A 16472-nucleotide genomic window follows, 5' to 3' on the forward strand; every position below is an offset into this window, starting at 1 on the left:
CCATGTCCAAGACAACCCGCGCTACCCAGATGCTGACCAAGGCCGATGTGAACTTCACCACAGTTACCTATGACTACGACCCGAATGCCGACCGGATCGGCCTGCAGGCGGCCGAAGCTATCGGCGAACCGCCACATCTGGTTCTGAAAACACTGATGGCCGAGCTGGATGGCAAGCCGGTCTGCGTCGTCGTCCCGTCCGACCGGGAAGTGAGCATGAAGAAGCTCGCCGCCGCCTTCGGGGGGAAATCTGCCAGCATGATGAAGCCCGCCGATGCGGAGCGGGCAACCGGTTATCATGTGGGCGGCATCAGCCCTTTTGGACAGAAAAAACAGGTTCCGACCGCCATAGAGACTGGGGCCATGACCCATTCCTATGTCTACATGAATGGTGGCCAGCGCGGTTTGCAGGTAAGGCTTTCCCCCGGCGACGCGCAGGCGGCGCTGAAAGCCGTTGTCGCACCTTTGGTGGCCGATTGACGTCTCGACACAGCTTTGAAAGCATTTGGCTTTCGAAGCGAATGGGCTATGGTCGGCGCCTCCGATTGAAATATACGAAGGCAGATCATGACTGTTTCCCCCATCGATCCCGTCAAACTCGAGAAACTGGCTGAAGTCGCCGTCAAGGTCGGCCTGCAATTGCAGAAGGATCAGGATCTGGTGATCACCGCTCCGCTGGCCGCGTTGCCGCTGGTGCGGTTTTTGACCAAACACGCCTATCTTGCCGGCGGCGGGCTGGTCACCACCTTCTACTCCGACGAGGAAACCACGCTTTCCCGCTACCGCCACGCCAGCGACGCCAATTTCGACCGGGCTTCCGGCTGGCTCTATGACGGCATGGCCAAGGCCTATGCCAATGGCGCGGCGCGGCTTGCGATTGCCGGCGACAACCCCATGCTGCTGGCCGAACAGGATCCCGCCAAGGTGGCGCGCGCCAACAAGGCCAATTCCACGGCCTATAAGCCGGCGCTTGAGAAGATTTCCAACTTCGATATCAACTGGAACATCATCTCCTATCCAAACCCGTCCTGGGCAAAACAGGTCTTTCCCGGTGTGACGGAAGACGAAGCGGTTCGCAAGCTCGCGGACGCCATCTTCGCCGCTTCGCGGGTAGATCTCGCCGATCCGGTCGCGGCATGGGCGGAGCATAACGCCAATCTCGCCAAGCGTTCGGCATGGCTGAACGGTGAACGTTTCTCGTCGCTGCATTTCACCGGTCCCGGCACGGACGTGAAAATCGGCCTGGCGGACGGCCACGAATGGCATGGGGGGGCCTCAACCGCCAAGAACGGTGTCACCTGCAACCCGAACATTCCGACGGAAGAAGTGTTCACCACACCGCATGCGCTGCGGGTGGATGGTTACGTGTCCAGCACCAAGCCGCTTTCACATCAGGGAACGCTGATCGACGATATCCAGGTGAAGTTCGAAGGCGGCCGCATCGTGGAAGCCAAGGCTTCGAAGGGCGAAGCCGTGCTGAACAAGGTGCTCGATACCGACGAGGGTGCGCGGCGTCTGGGTGAAGTGGCACTGGTGCCGCATTCCTCGCCGATTTCGGCAAGTGGCATCCTGTTCTACAACACGCTGTTCGACGAAAACGCCTCCTGCCACATTGCGCTCGGCCAATGCTATTCGAAATGCTTCGTTGATGGTGCTTCGTTGTCGCAGGATCAGATCAAGGCGCAAGGCGGCAATTCCAGCCTGATCCACATCGACTGGATGATCGGTTCCGATAAGGTGGATATCGATGGCGTGAAGCCGGATGGCTCCACAGTTCCGGTGATGCGCAAGGGCGAATGGGCCTGAGCTATTTCGGCAGCTGGCTCCGCTGACTGAGCCAGATGCTGAAAAGCACTGCAACGAAGCCGACGATTTGCGCTGGCGTGAGGCTTTGGCCGAGCGCCAGCCAGCCGAGCAGGGTCGCAACGACGGGGCTTAGGAAACCGAGCGAGGCTGCAGCCGAGGGTTCGATGCGGGCGAGACCGCGGAACCACAGAAAATAGGTCAAGGCGGCACCAATAATGCCGAGATAGGCCATGCCGAGAATATTGGCCGCGGTAGGTGCAGGCAGGGCCGGTTCCAGGAAATATGCGATCGGCAGAAGCAGAATGCCTCCAGCCGTCAATTGCCAGGCCGTAAAGGTGAGGTTCGACACCGGCGGTCGCCATTTGCGGGTGAGCACGGTTCCAAAGGCCATGGATACGGCGCCTGCAAGACCCGCAGCCACGCCGACGGCATCCAGCGCGGCAGCACCCGGCGCCAAAACCAGAAGTGCGACGCCGACAATCCCCAGAAGACCAGCGACAATGGCCAGCGGCCGGACCGGCGCGGCGAGAAACACCCGCGAAAGGCCGATGACGATCAGGGGTTGGATCGCACCCACAGTCGCGGCTACACCACCCGGCAGCCGGTAAGCCGAAACGAAAAGCATCGCCCAGAAAAACGAGAAATTCAGCGCACCTAGAATAAGGCTGCGTGGCCACCAGATGCCCTCCGGTAGTTTTCTGACGAGAAGCAACAGCAATATGCCGGCCGGCAAGGCGCGCAGCATCGCAACATGGAATGGATATCCATGCGGCAGGAATTCGGTGGTGACGAAGTAGGTCGTTCCCCAGATGGCGGGGGCAAGTGCCGTCACCAGCACATCGGCGGCATATGTCGTATTTTTCTTCATTTCAAGAATCTCTATATCAAGATAAATACAACTTAGCCAATTTTATCTTGACGTCAAGATATCAGTTGTTATGCCTTGGTGATGAACAAAGAACCGATTGATCACGTCGATCACATTCTGGCGCAATGGCGCAAGGAGAGGCCCGATCTCGATGTCGAGCCAATGGGGCTGCTTGGGCGCTTGAAACGGCTAACCACGCATCTCGGTCGCGAGGTGGAGGCGGTGCTGCTGAAACACGGCCTCTCCTCTTCCGCTTTTGATGTGCTGGCGACATTACGGCGCGCGGGCGCGCCCTACCGGCTTTCGCCCGGTGATCTGCTGGCCATGACAATGGTAAGCTCCGGCACGATGACCAACCGGATCGACCAGCTGGAAAAAGCGGGTCTGGTGGAGCGCATCCACAACCCGCAGGATCGTCGCAGCGTATTGATATCATTGACGGAGCGGGGATTTGCCATTGTCGAGGACGCGGTCAGCGCCCATGTCGAGAACCAGCAACGGCTGGTCGCACAGCTCAGCGAAGAAGAGCGCACGGCGCTGAACAAGCTTGTGAAGCGATTTCTACAGGGGTTTGAAGCTTAGGTTCCCTAAAAAGCGGACAGGAACCAGCAATCGCGCAGGAGATGGCGCTTGTTTCGGCGATAAAAATCCTATAAGCAATTTTCCGTTAACCTGTCCTACAGGTTGGAGGAACGATTGTATAAGCCCATTTCGCAGGAAACCGATCTCGTCAGCAGCGCGATTGGCGCAATCACGCGCCACATTCGCGAAAACGAACTTGCCCCCGGAGCGAAGCTGCCCAGCGAGCTTTCGCTCTCGCAGCAGCTCGGTGTCTCGCGCACCGTGGTTCGCGAGGCTTTCCGGTCCTTGTCGGCCATGCGGCTGATCGATGTCAGCGTCGGCAAGCGCGCCACGGTGGCGACGCTGGATCATGGCGCGATGTCGCTGATGTTCGAACATGGCATTCACACCGAGCAGATCAACATCCAGCAGATTTACGACGTGCGCCGCACCATCGAAGTCAGAACCGTGACGTTGGCGGCGTTGCGGCGAACGGATGCGGAGGCGCTCACCATTCTCGACCACGCCAACAATATGGAGCGGGACTTTGGCTATAGTGACAGGGTCATGGAACACGACCTTGCCTTTCACCTTGCCGTTGCCAGAGCCTCCAAGAACCCGGTTTTCGAACTCATTCTCGGCGCCTTTCAGAATGTGACGCGCCAGACATGGCCGATCGGCTGGAAGAGCCGCAAATCCGACGCGCAGCGTCATGCCGCGACTGAACTTCATATCGCCATCGGACAGGCCATTGCCGCGGGCGACCCGCAAACGGCCTCGACACTTATGGCGCGGCATTTCGATGAAAGCGTGCATGCGCTTCTGGCCGCCGGCATCGCCTGATTTTTCAAACGCAGTTCCAGACCGAAAACTGCCTGCCTCTGGAGGAGACACTTCATGAAAATTACGAAACTCGAAACCGTCCGCGTGGCGGAACGGGCAAACCTGCTCTGGGTCCTGGTCCACACGGATGAGGGCATTACCGGACTTGGTGAAACCTTCTACGGCGCCGAGACGGTTGAAACCTATGTGCACGAATATATCGCACCCCGCGTGATCGGCCGCGATCCGCTGCAGATCGACCTTCTGGCACAGGACCTCGTCGGTTATCTCGGCTTCCGTTCATCGGGTGCGGAAGTACGCGGTAATTCGGCCTTCGATATCGCGCTTTGGGATATTTTCGGCAAGGCCACCAACCAGCCTATTGCGCAATTGCTTGGCGGCTTCAGCCGCAGGGAAATCCGCACCTACAATACCTGCGCGGGCACGGAATATATCAAGAAGGCGACCGGCCAGCAGACGGCCAATTACGGCCTGTCCGGCGGCAAGGATTATGACGATCTGAACGGCTTCCTGCACCGGGCGGACGAGCTTGCCCATTCGCTGCTGGAAGACGGCATCACGGCCATGAAGATCTGGCCTTTCGATGCGGCGGCGGAAAAGACGCGCGGCCAATATATCTCGATGCCTGACCTGAAAAGCGCGCTCGAGCCGTTCGAGAAAATTCGCAAGGCAGTCGGCGACAAGATGGATATTATGGTGGAGTTTCACTCCATGTGGCAACTTCTGCCCGCCATGCAGATCGCCAAGGCGCTCACCCCTTACCAGACCTTCTGGCACGAAGATCCGATCAAGATGGACAGCCTTTCCAGCCTGACGCGTTATGCCGCCGTTTCACCCGCGCCGATTTCCGCATCGGAGACGCTCGGCTCGCGCTGGGCTTTCCGAGATCTTCTGGAAACTGGCGCTGCCGGCGTGGTGATGCTTGACATCAGCTGGTGTGGTGGACTTTCCGAAGCGCGCAAGATCGCTTCCATGGCCGAAGCCTGGCATCTGCCCGTTGCGCCGCATGATTGCACCGGCCCGGTGGTACTCTGCGCCTCCACGCATCTGTCTCTCAACACACCGAATGCGCTGGTTCAGGAAAGCGTGCGCGCCTTCTACAAAACCTGGTACCGCGATCTCGTTACCGCATTGCCGGAAGTTAAAAACGGCATGATCACCGTGCCGCCGGGTGCCGGCCTTGGCATGGAGCTGCATCCCGATATTGAAAAGACCTTCACCGTCAGCCGTCGTTTTTCAGATGCAGCATCGATCTGATCAGAACAGACTGCCCTGATTTCCCGGGTCGGAAGAGGCCGGTTTCACCGGCTTCTTTTTGGGAGCGGCAGGCGTGGGAACGTCAGATGATGGAGTAGCCTCGCCTGTCGTCAGGGCGGCCACGCGACCGTCGGCGAACTCCATCGACACCACAGCGCCGGACGCGATGGCAGCAGCCCGGGTCAGGGGCCGGTTCTCCTCGTCGCGGATGACAGCATAACCGCGGTTCAACACATTCTTGTAGGACAGCGACTGCAGGATGCGGTCATGGGCAGCAAGGCCCGAGCGGTTCTGCGCCATGCGGTGAAGCACGGCGGTATCGGCACGTCGCGTTGCGGTGACGACCCGTTCCTTCTGCCGCTCCAACTGGCCGAGCAAGCGGGCGGGCAGCGAACGCAGCGCGGAATCGGTCGAGGAAATTCTCGACTGCGCCTGCAACAGGCGGCGCTCCACAAGCGCCTCGGCCCTCTGCATGCGTTCCGTAACACGCTGGCGATGCTGCCGCAGGCCATTCAGCAGGATTTCCGGCCTCAGACCCGAAGCAGAGCGTTCGAACGCGCGGCGCTTGTTCAGCGTCGTCATTTCAAGCCCGCGACCCAAACCGCTTGCGGCCTCGTCGAAACGACGGCGCGGCAGAGCCAGAAGCTGGTCAAGCGATGGCAGCGCACGCACCAGAGCACGCACGCCCTGTCGGCGATTGTCCATTTGGCGTGATACCGAGCCGGAAAGGCGCGCTGCAAGGCCGGAGAGCTGCGCCTCCAGTTCCGCACGCACCGGCACAGCCATTTCGGCGGCACCCGTCGGTGTCGGTGCGCGCACGTCGGCGGCGTAGTCGATCAGGGTCGTATCCGTCTCATGCCCCACAGCGGAAATCAGCGGGATTTCGCTCTCGGCAGCGGCGCGCACGACGATTTCGTCGTTGAAGCTCCAGAGATCTTCCAGACTGCCGCCACCACGGGCGACGATCAGCACGTCGGGGCGTGCAATCTCACCGCCGGGCTGAAGCGCATTGAAACCGCGAATGGCGTTCGCCACTTCCTCACCCGAACCTTCCCCCTGCACCTTGACCGGCCAGACGACGACATGGACCGGAAAACGATCCGAAATGCGGTGGAGGATATCGCGAATGACTGCGCCCGTGGGCGATGTGACAACGCCGATGACACGCGGCATGAAAGGCAGGCGGCGTTTGCGTTCCGCATCGAACAGCCCCTCCGCCGCCAGACGCCGGCGGCGGTCCTCCAGCAAAGCCATCAGCGCGCCCGCGCCGGCCGGCTCCAGGCTTTCTATGACGATCTGATATTTCGAGGAGCCGGGAAAGGTGGTGACCTTGCCGGTGGCGATGACCTCCATGCCCTCTTCCGGGCGGAACTTCAGCCGCGAGAAAGTACCCTTCCAGATAACCGCATCGATGCGGGCGCGATCGTCCTTCAGGGAGAAATAGGCGTGACCCGAAGAATGCGGACCCCGGTAGCCGGAAATCTCGCCGCGCACCCTCACCTGATCGAAAGCCGTCTCCACCGTTCGCTTGATGGAACCCGACAGTTCGGAAACCGAGAACTCGGCAAGATTGCTCAATGCGGCATTGGAGAAAATATCGCTCATGCCCGTTTGTAACCAAAACCCGTCGATTCGGAAATGCCGGTACTGGCCGGGTCTATTTTAACGGCGGTGAAACCATATCCTCAACTAACGAGTTAGGAAAATGGGTGAGGGAGGAGAAAACAAGGGTTCGTTAGGGAAGAGGACGCTACGTCTTATCCCAGACCCGGCAACCAAAGAGGAGGCGGCATTCATGATTTTTCTTACCGCCACATTGCTCGGCGTAACCGCAGTTGCGTTGCGTTCGGTATTCAGCATCATTTTCATCTGCTTGATGGTTATCGGCGCCTATGGTGTCGCGATGGCGATTTCTGCAACCGCCGTGCCGCTGATGTCGCTGCTCCTAGCGCTTGCCGGTTATAATTTCGGCGTTGTGAGTGTGGTCATCGGCCTTCTCGTGCTGCAACGTCCGCGCTCCACCCAGCCGACGCTTTAAAGCACACGGCCTTGCGGCTTCGCCACTTCGCCCTGACCGAGGTTTACGGACTGGCTGTAGACCTTTCCATCTCTTTTCTGCTGATTTTTTATATCGGCATCGACCCGCTTGCCGCCCGTCTTCCGGGCGCTTTGGCAGGGCTTGCGACGAGTTGGAGGCTAAACCATTCGAATGGCGATGACCCCAATGAGCTGAACGGCTTTCTGTTGAACGCCGTTACGCTTATCTCCCGCATGGTTGGCGTCGGGATGTTCGCCCTGCTGCAATGGCGCAATCCACTGGTGCAGCCGCTGGTCCCGCTCGCCTTTTCCGCACTCGCGGCACTGGTGCTGGCGCTTTACGGCTATAGGCGGCTTCAAAAGCAGCGTGCGGATCAGGATTAAACCGTCTCCCAACCGTCCTTTTCCGCCGCACGATAGATGGCATCGATGAAAAGCTGGTTCTTCCTCGAGCTTTCCAGGGTGACGACCTCGCCCTCACCTTTCACCGCGCGGGCAAAGGCCTCCGCCTCCAGCTTGTACTGGCGACTATCCTGAAACCGGAAGACTTGCGACTGGTTATGGCCCTGGTTGGTCAACTCGATTTCCTCCGCACCCCAGCGATTTGCATTGAAGGGAGACTTGATCTCGATGTACCCGTCCGTGCCGTGGAAAACCATCAGCTGGCGGGCGGCAAGCTGGGTTGCGAGATAAAAGCTCAGTTCGAAGCCGCCGAAATCGGCCCTGACGCTGGAATAGATATCGGTGCCGAATTCCTTATCACGCTCGACGCTCGCCTGTACGCGCTTCGGCTCGGCACCCGTGGCAAAACGGGTGACGATGGTCGGGTAGACGCCGATATCCGGCAAGGCCCCGCCGCCCAGTTCGGGAATATTGCGCATATTGCCGGGATCGCGGTTGAAGTAGCTGAAAGCGCCCTGCACATGCTTCAGCGTTCCGATTGCACCTGATGCCAGCAATTCCTTCACCTTGGCCCAAACAGGAGAATAGGTGACCATGAAAGCCTCCGACACGACAACGCCATTGTCATCCCGCGCCGCGATGATGGCGTCGATCTCTTCAGCCTTGAGTGCGATCGGCTTTTCACACAGCACGTGTTTGCCGGCATTGGCAGCTTTTATGGTCCATTCCACATGTTGCGAGGTGGGAAGCGGAATATAGACGGCATCGATGACATCGGACGCAAGCATTTCCTCATAGGAGCCGAAGGCATGCGGGACGGAAAAACGATCTGCAACCGCGCGCGCCTTGGCATGATCGCGGCTGGCGATGGCGCTGACCACACAGTTCCGCGCATCCTGTATCGCCGGAATGACGTGATCCTGAGCGATTTTCGCCGTTGAAATTATTCCGAAGCGCAGCATCTCATTCTCCCACTCTGTAATTCCGGGAAACTTACCATTGTCGCGACGCCTGGCAAGTCGCACGAAACGTAACTGCAAACGCTATGGCCGGATTCGTCCTTCCTTTGTCGGTTTCCATGCTTTTATCCAGCCTTTCAAAGGTGAATTATGCTATGCATGAACCCAATGGAGAATCATGAAATGTCCTCTTCTCACACAGCACTCCTTGTCATCGACGTTCAGGAATCCTTCCGGCACACCCCCTATTTCGAGGAAAGCGAACTTCCCGCCTATCTGGAAAAACAGCAGGCACTGATCGACGGCGCCAAGGCGTCGGGCATTCCCGTCGTGCAAATCTTTCATGTCGATGGCGACCGGGCCTTTGCAGAAGAGAGCGGCTATATTCGCGCGCTGGAAGGTGTGCGCATTACCCCTGACGTCACCTTTCGCAAGAACCGCCACTCTGCTTTCGCCGGCACCGGCCTCGATATCTGGCTGACGCAAAAGGGTATCAACCGGCTGATCGTATCCGGCATCCGCACCGAACAGTGCTGCGAAACGACCACACGGCATGCATCGGACCTCGGTTACACAGTCGATTACGTCACCGAGGCGACGCTGACCTTTCCAATGACGCACGCCTCGGGCACCGTGTTCAGCCCTGATGATATTCGCACCCGAACCGAGCTGGTGCTGGCCGGTCGCTTTGCGCGCATCGCAACCGTCGGCGACGTTCTCGAAACGGTACGAAAGGCCGCCTGATGGACAATGGCGGCACGCGGACCATTCCCTTTTATACGCTTGTGCCGCCACACGCGCTGTTGCTCGATATTGCCGGCCCGCTGGAGGTGATCCGTTATGCCAACGCGGAACAGCGGGACGTCCATTTCGACTGCCGTTACATCGCGGAACATGACCAGCAGCAATCCTCCATCGGCCTTGGGCTTTGCGGGCTGGAGGCCTTGCCCGAGAGCCTGCCGGACAATGCCTTCCTGCTGATTTCCGGCAGCATCTCCCGATTCGACAACGCGCCGGAGATGCGACGGGAGCGGCAGGCGCTGGTGGCATGGTTGCGCCGCGCAGTGCGCGCGGACACCACACTCATTTCCATTTGCTCCGGCGCACTGCTGGCGGGCGAAGCAGGACTTTTCGACGGGCGGAGCTGTACGACACATGCGGATTGCGTCGAAGCGCTGCGCCGCACCGCACCGCTGTCGCAGGTGGCCGAAAACCGTCTTTTCGTGGAGGATGGCAACCGCTTCTCCAGCGCCGGTATTTCCACCGGCACCGACCTCATGCTGCATGTCGTTTCCCGACTGACATCGCCTGCGGTCGCGGCGCGCATTGCCAAAAACATGGTCGTTTATCTCAGGCGCAGCGGCAATGATCCGCAAATCTCCCCCTGGCTCACCGGCCGCAACCACATTCACCCCGCCATTCACCGGGTGCAGGACCGGGTGATGACTGAACCGGCTCAGGACTGGTCGCTGGAACGGCTGGCCGATATTGCCGCACTCAGCGAGAGGCACCTGTCCCGCCTGTTTCGCGAGCATACCGGCATCAGCGTCATCGACTACGTCAACCTGATGCGGGTCAATCTCGCCCGCGACATCCTTGCAAACAGCCGTCTGGATATGGAGACAATCGCGGAGCGGGCGGGCTTTGCCTCCGCCCGGCATTTGCGGCGCGTGTGGCAACAGCACAATCACCTCCCGCCCAGCCATTATCGCGGCTTTCAGGCCTGATCTCACCCGCTTTTGCCCGTTGCCTGATGAATGCCATCAAAGGAATTGAATGGTTATGCCGGCAAGCAGTTGATAACCTTGCCGCCAAAGACAGCAACAGGAGCATTCCCCGTGGAAAAACGAAGCCTTGGCCGCACCGGCCTCTCCATCGCCCCGATCGTCTTCGGCGGCAACGTGTTCGGCTGGACAGCGGACGAGAAGACTTCCTTTGCCCTGCTCGATGCATTTTTCGACGCCGGGTTCAACGCCATCGACACGGCAGACGTCTATTCCGCCTGGGTGGACGGGCATGAGGGCGGCGAGTCGGAAGCCATCATCGGAAAATGGCTGAAACAGTCGAGTGTCAAGCGTGAGGACGCGGTGATCGTTACCAAGGTCGGTTTCGACAATCGCGGTCAGAAGACAGGCCTCAGCGCCAAATGGATCGCGGAGGCTGTCGACGCCTCGCTGAAGCGGCTGCAAACCGACTATATCGATCTCTACCTCGCCCATAAGCCGGACGCGGATGTGCCGCTGGAGGAAACGCTTGCAGCCTTTGCAAAGCTGAAGGAACAGGGAAAGATACGCGCCATCGGCTGCTCCAACTATTCGGTGAGCCAGCTTCAGGAGGCGCTGGACACGGCCGCGAAGAACGATCTGCCCCGTTACGATGTGCTGCAGCCGGAATATAATCTCTACAACCGTGCGGATTTCGAAGGCCCGCTTGCCGATCTTTGCGTCGCCCAGGAAATTGGCGTCATCAATTATTATAGCCTCGCGGCCGGGTTCCTCACCGGGAAATATCGCGCCAAGGCGGATACCGAAGGCGTCGCCCGCAGCTACCGGGTGGGTGAATATGTCAACGCCCGTGGCCTTGCCGTTCTGGGCGCCATGGATGCGGTTGCCGTGGAAACCGGAGCCAGGCTTGCCGATATCGCGCTGGCGTGGCTATTGCGGAAGAAGGCCGTGACGGCACCGATTGCCAGCGCCACCAGCCTGTCGCAACTCGAAAGCTTCAAACGCGCCGTCAATCTCAAGCTGACGGATGAGATGATGACGCTGCTCGACAAGGCGGGCGCGTGACATGGATCTTGTAATTCGCGACGCGGAGCCGGAAGACCGGGCAGAATGGCTGCGCCTGTGGAACGACTATCTCGCCTTCTATAACGTACACCTTGCCGAGGAAGTTACGGACCATACATGGGCGCGTATCGTCGATCCGGCATCACGCGTTTCCATGCGCGCGGCTCTTCTGGGCGACAGGATGGCCGGTTTCGCCATCCATCACTTCCATGATTCCACCTGGGTGAAAACGCCCGACTGCTATCTGGAAGACCTGTTCGTTGACGGTGCGATCCGTGGCAAGGGAACAGGCCGGGCGCTGATGGATGACCTCATTGCCATATGCAAGGAAAAGGGCTGGTCCCGGCTTTACTGGAACACGGACGAGCACAATCACCGTGCCCAGAAGCTTTACGACAGCTACGTCAAAAGCGACGGCCATATCCGCTATCGCATCAAGTTCTGATCACCCTCTGAAGCGGAAGAAATCCACGAAAGCCCTTAGCGCCGGGCGCATCTGCCGGCGCGAGGGGTAATAGATATAAAAACCATCAAAGGGCGCGCACCAGTCCTCCAGCACCCGGACCAGCCTGCCTTCCTTGATGTCGTCTTCTACGCGCTGTTCAAAAACGAAAGCCAGACCCGCGCCGTCAATCGCCGCCCGGCGAATAAGGCTCTGGTCCGACAGGATGAGCGGCCCCTGCACATCGACCACCAAAGGTCTGCCGTCCTTTTCCAGCTCCCAGCGGTAGAGCAGACCACTGGAGAAGCGACGGAGAATACAGCGATGCCGCATCAAATCCCTCGGCTCACGGGGCGGCAGATTTTCTTCGAAATAGGTGGGCGCGCCGACAATCGCGCCACGCCATGGGCCGCTCGCCTTCACGGCAATCATATCCGCTTCAAGATTCTCGCCGAGCCGCAGGCCGGCATCGAAACCTTTCGCGACAATATCCTCGAAGCGGTCATCGGTCGAAATCTCCAGCGAGATATCTGGATATAGCCGCAGGAACTCGCCAAGCCGGGGCATGATCAGGTCCTCCGCCGCAAGTCTTGGCAGGGTTATCCGCAACGGTCCGGCCGGCCTTCCGCCATGCTCGGCAAGCGTATCGATGACAGCATCAATTTCAGCAAGGGCCGGCCCAAGCGTCTCGAGAAGCCGCCTGCCCTCCTCTGTCGGCGAAACGCTGCGGGTGGTACGATGCAGCAGGCGCAGGCCAAGGCTCGCTTCGAGCGACGATACTGCATGGCTGACGGCGGAAGGCGCAATGGCAAGTTCGGCGGCAGCTTTACGAAAGCTGCGGCCTTCGGCAACGGCAGCGAGGACAGCGAGTTGAGAGAGTTGCACACGGTTCATTGTTCTAAATAATAGAACAACCCGCAACGATTTGCAGCGATTATTTTTGCCGTCTTAGGGCGCTATCTTCTCACCACGCCCTGACAACGGGCGGTTCCTCATGGAAGGACGAACAGATGAAAAAAAGAACTCTCGGAAACAACCTTTCCGTTTCGGCGCTTGGCCTCGGCTGCATGGGCATGACCCATGCCTATAGCCCGACCGGCGACGAAAATAGTGCAATAGCGACGCTGCACCGCGCCGTCGAACTCGGTGTCACTTTTTTTGACACGGCAGAGGTCTATGGGCCCTACAACAACGAAATCCTCGTCGGCAAGGGTTTGAAGCCCTATCGCGACAAGGTGGTCATAGCTACCAAGTTCGGTTTCAAAATCGACGCCAGCAAACCCGCAGGCCAGATGATGGTGGGCACCGACAGCCGCCCGGAAAATGTGCGCGCCGTCGCCGAAGCCTCTCTCAAACGCCTAGGCGTCGACACCATCGACTTGTTCTATCAGCATCGCGTCGATCCGGATGTCCCAATCGAAGATACGGTCGGCGCCATGGCGGAACTGGTCCGGCAAGGCAAGGTGAAACATCTAGGCCTTTCAGAAGCGAGTGCCGAAACACTTCGCAAGGCGCATTCCACTCACCCGATCGCTGCCATACAGAGCGAATATTCGTTATGGACCCGCGATGTGGAGGAAAACGGCGTGCTGGAAACCTGCCGCGAACTTGGCATCGGTTTCGTCCCCTTCAGCCCGCTCGGGCGTGGTGCCCTGACGGGCGCGCTGAAGTCGCTCGACGGACTTGCATCCGACGATTTCCGCCGCGGCCTGCCGCGCTTCCAAAGTGAAAACTTCGATGCCAATCTGGCGCTCATCAAGCTTCTGGAAGATATGGCTGCCGAAAAGGGTGTTACCGCCGGGCAACTGGCGCTGGCCTGGGTTCTGGCGCAGGGTGACTTTATCGTTCCGATCCCCGGTACGACAAAAATCGCCAATCTTGAGAAAAACGTGGCGGCAGCGGATGTATCGCTGACGGCAGAAGAAGTCGCCAGCCTTGGCGCGTTGCTTTCTCCAGCAAAGGTTGCCGGCCAACGATATCCCGAGCGTATGTCCCAGATGGCGAACCGCTAAAAACAAAAAAGCCGAGGCGACTGCCTCGGCTTTTTCAATTCATGGAAACAGAGCTTTACGCTCTCAGCACGCCGCCCGTCGATTTCTCGACGTTACCGACGATCTTTGCGGTGAGCGCCTCGAAATCCTCGTCCGTCAGCGTCTTGTCGACCGGCTGGATCTGAACTTCAATGGCGATGGACTTTCGGCTTTCGCCAAGCGATGCACCTTCGAAGACGTCAAAGACATTGACGCCGGTGATCAGCTTGCGATCAGCGCTTGTTGCAGCCTTGATGATGGCACCTGCCTCGACCGACTTGTCGACCACGAAGGCGAAGTCGCGCTTGACCGCCTGGAAGGGCGAAAGCTCAAGGGCCGGCTTTGTGCGGGTCGCCTTCTTCTTCGGCTCCGGCATGGCGTCGAGATAGATCTCGAAACCGCTATAGACACCAGAAACATCCAGCTCTGACAGAGTCTTCGGGTGGAATTCACCGAAATAGCCGAGCACGACCTTCGGACCCATCTTGATGGTGCCGGAGCGGCCAGGGTGATACCAGCCGGGAGCGCCGGCCTCGATCTGCACATTGGCCATCGGCAGGCCACAGGCTTCGAGCACCGAAAGCGCATCGGCCTTGGCGTCATAGACATCCACCGGCTTGCCGCCGCCCTTTGTGGCATTGGACCACATGCGGCCGCTGCCTGCGAGCGAGGCCGTGCCACGGCGTACACCGCCGGCAACACGGCGCTGGGTGTCTGGCGTGTCACCCTCATAGGTGCCGGAGACCTCGAAGATTGCCACATCGCCATGGCCCTTGTCGGCATTTCGCTGTGCTGCGGTCAGAAGGCCCGGCAGAAGCGAAGGACGCATATCCGACATATCGGCCGCGATGGGGTTGGCCAGTTTCAGAGCGGGCGAACCGCCACCGAAAAGCTTCGCGTGAGCTTCCGGGATGAAGGACCACGTGACGGCCTCCAGCATGCCACGGCTGGCAAGCGCACGGCGCGCGGTGCGGGTGCGCACCTGCAGCGTCGTCAAGATGCGGCCGTTGACGGCACCGAAGCTCTCCAGCGGTTCCGGCTTGATGTTGTCGACGCCATGAATGCGCATGACCTCTTCCACCAGATCGGCCTTGCCGTCGACATCCGGGCGCCAGGACGGCACGGTGACGGAAACACTCTCGCCCGTTCCCTCGATGCCGAAACCGAGACCCTTTAGAATGGCCAGGCTTTCTTCCGCCGAAACTTCTAGGCCGGTCAGACGCTTCACTTCCGAGAGCGGAAAATCAACGACCTTGGGCTGATGCCCCTTGTAACCGACGACCTTGGCTTCGCCGGCAACGCCGCCGCAGAGTTCCAGAACCAGTTCGGTGGTGCGTTCCAGACCCGGAACCATATATTCCGGATCGACGCCGCGCTCGAAGCGATAACGGGCATCGGTGATGATGCCGAGCGAACGGCCGGTCTTGGCGATGTTGATCGGATCCCAGAGAGCGGACTCGATCAACACGTCAACGGTGTTTTCATCACAGCCGGAGTGTTCACCGCCCATGACGCCGCCGATGGACTCGAGGCCCTTTTCGTCGGCGATGACGACATTGTTCGGGCCGAGCTTGTATTCGCGCTGATCAAGCGCGAGGATCGTCTCACCCTCCTTCGCACGGCGGACCGTCAGATCGCCTTTGACCTTGGCGGCATCGAAGACGTGCATCGGCCGGCCCTGATCGAAGGTCATGTAGTTGGTGATGTCCACGAGCGCATTGATGGGACGCAGGCCGATCGCCATCAGACGCTGCTGCATCCACTTCGGGCTCGGGCCGTTCTTAACACCGCGCACGATGCGCAGCGAAAAGCCGGGGCAGAGCGCCGCGTCATCCAGCTCCAGCTTCACGTCGAGCGGGGTTGAGCCTTCGACCTTGAAGGACGGCGCTGGCTTGGTCTTGAGCTTGCCGAGACCGGAAGCGGCGAGATCGCGGGCGATGCCATAGATCGAGGTGCAATCCGGGCGGTTTGGCGTCAGATTGATCTCGATGACCGGATCGTCAAGTCCGGCATAGGTCGCGAAAGAAGTGCCGACCGGCGCGTCTTCCGGCAGATCGATGATGCCGTCGTGATCGTCGGAAATGTTCAGCTCTTTTTCGGAGCACATCATGCCGTGGCTTTCGACACCGCGTATCTTGCCGACGGCAAGCGTGACATCGATGCCCGGAACGTAAACGCCAGGACGCGCCAGCGCACCGACGAGGCCGGCGCGCGCATTCGGTGCGCCGCAGACGATCTGCACCGGCTTGCCGTCACCGGCATCCACCATCAACACCTTGAGGCGGTCGGCCTCGGGATGTTTTTCGGCGGAGACGACCTTGGCAATGACGAAAGGCTTATAGGCCGCCTTGTCGTCGACGTCCTCGACCTCAAGCCCGATTGCCGTCAACCGTTCGCAAATCTCGTCCAGCGTCGCATCCGTTTCGAGATGCTCTTTCAGCCAGGAAAGAGTGAATTTCATGTCTTTGCTCCTTGGCTA

The 16472-nt window shown here is 59.5% G+C and carries 17 protein-coding genes; 12 read left to right on the forward strand and 5 right to left on the reverse strand.

All coding sequences use genetic code 11. The annotated features are described in order from the left end of the window. The first annotated feature begins 2 nt into the window (after positions 1–2). Both ybaK and ASD46_RS05735 read left to right on the forward strand, forming a co-directional pair. The gene (gene ybaK, locus ASD46_RS05730; protein ID WP_025592203.1) at positions 3–479 is read left to right on the forward strand and encodes a Cys-tRNA(Pro) deacylase; all 477 of its coding nucleotides are present in this window, start codon (positions 3–5) and stop codon (positions 477–479) included. Positions 480–566: 87 nt separating this feature from the next. Further along, positions 567–1805: an aminopeptidase gene (locus ASD46_RS05735; RefSeq protein ID WP_003514657.1), complete on the forward strand. Its 1239-nt coding sequence runs from the start codon at positions 567–569 to the stop codon at positions 1803–1805. Position 1806: 1 nt separating this feature from the next. Here ASD46_RS05735 and ASD46_RS05740 read toward each other — a convergent pair whose 3' ends face one another. Further along, the gene (locus tag ASD46_RS05740; protein WP_025592201.1) at positions 1807–2673 is read right to left on the reverse strand and encodes an EamA family transporter; all 867 of its coding nucleotides are present in this window, start codon (positions 2671–2673) and stop codon (positions 1807–1809) included. An 81-nt stretch (positions 2674–2754) separates the two neighbouring features. Between ASD46_RS05740 and ASD46_RS05745 the strand changes: the two genes are divergently transcribed. The 3 genes from ASD46_RS05745 to ASD46_RS05755 all read left to right on the forward strand — a co-directional run bounded on the left by ASD46_RS05745 (position 2755) and on the right by ASD46_RS05755 (position 5334). Next, on the forward strand, positions 2755–3255 hold the full coding sequence (locus ASD46_RS05745) for a MarR family winged helix-turn-helix transcriptional regulator (RefSeq protein WP_025592200.1): 501 nt from the start codon (positions 2755–2757) through the stop codon (positions 3253–3255). Positions 3256–3369: 114 nt separating this feature from the next. Continuing rightward, entirely contained in the window at positions 3370–4077 is a 708-nt protein-coding gene (locus tag ASD46_RS05750) for a FadR/GntR family transcriptional regulator (protein WP_025592198.1), read from the forward strand. Positions 4078–4131: 54 nt separating this feature from the next. Next, positions 4132–5334, forward strand: a complete 1203-nt coding sequence (locus ASD46_RS05755) for a mandelate racemase/muconate lactonizing enzyme family protein (RefSeq protein ID WP_035197709.1) — start codon at positions 4132–4134, stop codon at positions 5332–5334. Here ASD46_RS05755 and xseA read toward each other — a convergent pair whose 3' ends face one another. After that, positions 5335–6939 (reverse strand): exodeoxyribonuclease VII large subunit, encoded by a 1605-nt coding sequence (xseA, locus tag ASD46_RS05760; RefSeq protein WP_025592194.1) that lies wholly within the window; start codon positions 6937–6939, stop codon positions 5335–5337. A gap of 190 nt (positions 6940–7129) precedes the next feature. Between xseA and ASD46_RS05765 the strand changes: the two genes are divergently transcribed. Both ASD46_RS05765 and ASD46_RS05770 read left to right on the forward strand, forming a co-directional pair. Further along, positions 7130–7372, forward strand: a complete 243-nt coding sequence (locus ASD46_RS05765; RefSeq protein WP_003514644.1) for a hypothetical protein — start codon at positions 7130–7132, stop codon at positions 7370–7372. Positions 7373–7383: 11 nt separating this feature from the next. Beyond that, complete coding sequence (locus ASD46_RS05770) at positions 7384–7755, forward strand: hypothetical protein (protein WP_025592193.1); 372 nt, start codon at positions 7384–7386, stop codon at positions 7753–7755. On the opposite strand, the gene ASD46_RS05775 is transcribed toward ASD46_RS05770, so the two are convergent. Then, the gene (locus ASD46_RS05775; protein WP_003514640.1) at positions 7752–8735 is read right to left on the reverse strand and encodes a Gfo/Idh/MocA family protein; all 984 of its coding nucleotides are present in this window, start codon (positions 8733–8735) and stop codon (positions 7752–7754) included. The genes ASD46_RS05770 and ASD46_RS05775 overlap by 4 nt on opposite strands. A gap of 180 nt (positions 8736–8915) precedes the next feature. On the opposite strand from ASD46_RS05775, the gene ASD46_RS05780 reads away from it, so the two are divergent. From ASD46_RS05780 to ASD46_RS05795, 4 genes are all read left to right on the forward strand, one after another. Beyond that, positions 8916–9476, forward strand: coding sequence for an isochorismatase family protein (locus tag ASD46_RS05780; RefSeq protein ID WP_025592191.1), 561 nt, complete (start codon positions 8916–8918; stop codon positions 9474–9476). Then, the gene (locus ASD46_RS05785) at positions 9476–10459 is read left to right on the forward strand and encodes a GlxA family transcriptional regulator (protein ID WP_060641870.1); all 984 of its coding nucleotides are present in this window, start codon (positions 9476–9478) and stop codon (positions 10457–10459) included. Before ASD46_RS05780 ends, ASD46_RS05785 begins: the two co-directional genes overlap by 1 nt. A 111-nt stretch (positions 10460–10570) precedes the next feature. Beyond that, the gene (locus ASD46_RS05790; protein ID WP_025592187.1) at positions 10571–11521 is read left to right on the forward strand and encodes an aldo/keto reductase; all 951 of its coding nucleotides are present in this window, start codon (positions 10571–10573) and stop codon (positions 11519–11521) included. A gap of 1 nt (position 11522) precedes the next feature. Then, a complete protein-coding gene (locus ASD46_RS05795) occupies positions 11523–11966 on the forward strand; it encodes a GNAT family N-acetyltransferase (protein WP_025592185.1) in 444 nt (147 codons plus the stop codon). On the opposite strand, the gene ASD46_RS05800 is transcribed toward ASD46_RS05795, so the two are convergent. After that, positions 11967–12857 (reverse strand): LysR family transcriptional regulator, encoded by an 891-nt coding sequence (locus ASD46_RS05800; RefSeq protein WP_025592183.1) that lies wholly within the window; start codon positions 12855–12857, stop codon positions 11967–11969. It abuts the gene before it with no gap. A 116-nt stretch (positions 12858–12973) separates the two neighbouring features. On the opposite strand from ASD46_RS05800, the gene ASD46_RS05805 reads away from it, so the two are divergent. Then, positions 12974–13975: an aldo/keto reductase gene (locus ASD46_RS05805; RefSeq protein ID WP_025592182.1), complete on the forward strand. Its 1002-nt coding sequence runs from the start codon at positions 12974–12976 to the stop codon at positions 13973–13975. Between the two features lie 55 nt (positions 13976–14030). On the opposite strand, the gene pheT is transcribed toward ASD46_RS05805, so the two are convergent. Beyond that, on the reverse strand, positions 14031–16454 hold the full coding sequence (pheT, locus tag ASD46_RS05810) for a phenylalanine--tRNA ligase subunit beta (RefSeq protein WP_025592181.1): 2424 nt from the start codon (positions 16452–16454) through the stop codon (positions 14031–14033). Positions 16455–16472: the final 18 nt, after the last annotated feature.

Source organism: Rhizobium sp. Root491, assembly GCF_001427205.1.
GTDB lineage: Bacteria > Pseudomonadota > Alphaproteobacteria > Rhizobiales > Rhizobiaceae > Agrobacterium > Agrobacterium tumefaciens.

Excerpts from the sequence above, each read along its gene's own strand:
- ybaK (WP_025592203.1), top strand. The coding sequence starts at position 3 with ATGTCCAAGACAACCCGCGCTACCCAGATGCTGACCAAGGCCGATGTG.
- ASD46_RS05735 (WP_003514657.1), top strand. The coding sequence starts at position 567 with ATGACTGTTTCCCCCATCGATCCCGTCAAACTCGAGAAACTGGCTGAA.
- ASD46_RS05740 (WP_025592201.1), bottom strand. The coding sequence starts at position 2,673 with ATGAAGAAAAATACGACATATGCCGCCGATGTGCTGGTGACGGCACTT.
- ASD46_RS05745 (WP_025592200.1), top strand. The coding sequence starts at position 2,755 with ATGAACAAAGAACCGATTGATCACGTCGATCACATTCTGGCGCAATGG.
- ASD46_RS05755 (WP_035197709.1), top strand. The coding sequence starts at position 4,132 with ATGAAAATTACGAAACTCGAAACCGTCCGCGTGGCGGAACGGGCAAAC.
- xseA (WP_025592194.1), bottom strand. The coding sequence starts at position 6,939 with ATGAGCGATATTTTCTCCAATGCCGCATTGAGCAATCTTGCCGAGTTC.
- ASD46_RS05765 (WP_003514644.1), top strand. The coding sequence starts at position 7,130 with ATGATTTTTCTTACCGCCACATTGCTCGGCGTAACCGCAGTTGCGTTG.
- ASD46_RS05775 (WP_003514640.1), bottom strand. The coding sequence starts at position 8,735 with ATGCTGCGCTTCGGAATAATTTCAACGGCGAAAATCGCTCAGGATCAC.
- ASD46_RS05780 (WP_025592191.1), top strand. The coding sequence starts at position 8,916 with ATGTCCTCTTCTCACACAGCACTCCTTGTCATCGACGTTCAGGAATCC.
- ASD46_RS05785 (WP_060641870.1), top strand. The coding sequence starts at position 9,476 with ATGGACAATGGCGGCACGCGGACCATTCCCTTTTATACGCTTGTGCCG.
- ASD46_RS05795 (WP_025592185.1), top strand. The coding sequence starts at position 11,523 with ATGGATCTTGTAATTCGCGACGCGGAGCCGGAAGACCGGGCAGAATGG.
- ASD46_RS05800 (WP_025592183.1), bottom strand. The coding sequence starts at position 12,857 with ATGAACCGTGTGCAACTCTCTCAACTCGCTGTCCTCGCTGCCGTTGCC.
- ASD46_RS05805 (WP_025592182.1), top strand. The coding sequence starts at position 12,974 with ATGAAAAAAAGAACTCTCGGAAACAACCTTTCCGTTTCGGCGCTTGGC.
- pheT (WP_025592181.1), bottom strand. The coding sequence starts at position 16,454 with ATGAAATTCACTCTTTCCTGGCTGAAAGAGCATCTCGAAACGGATGCG.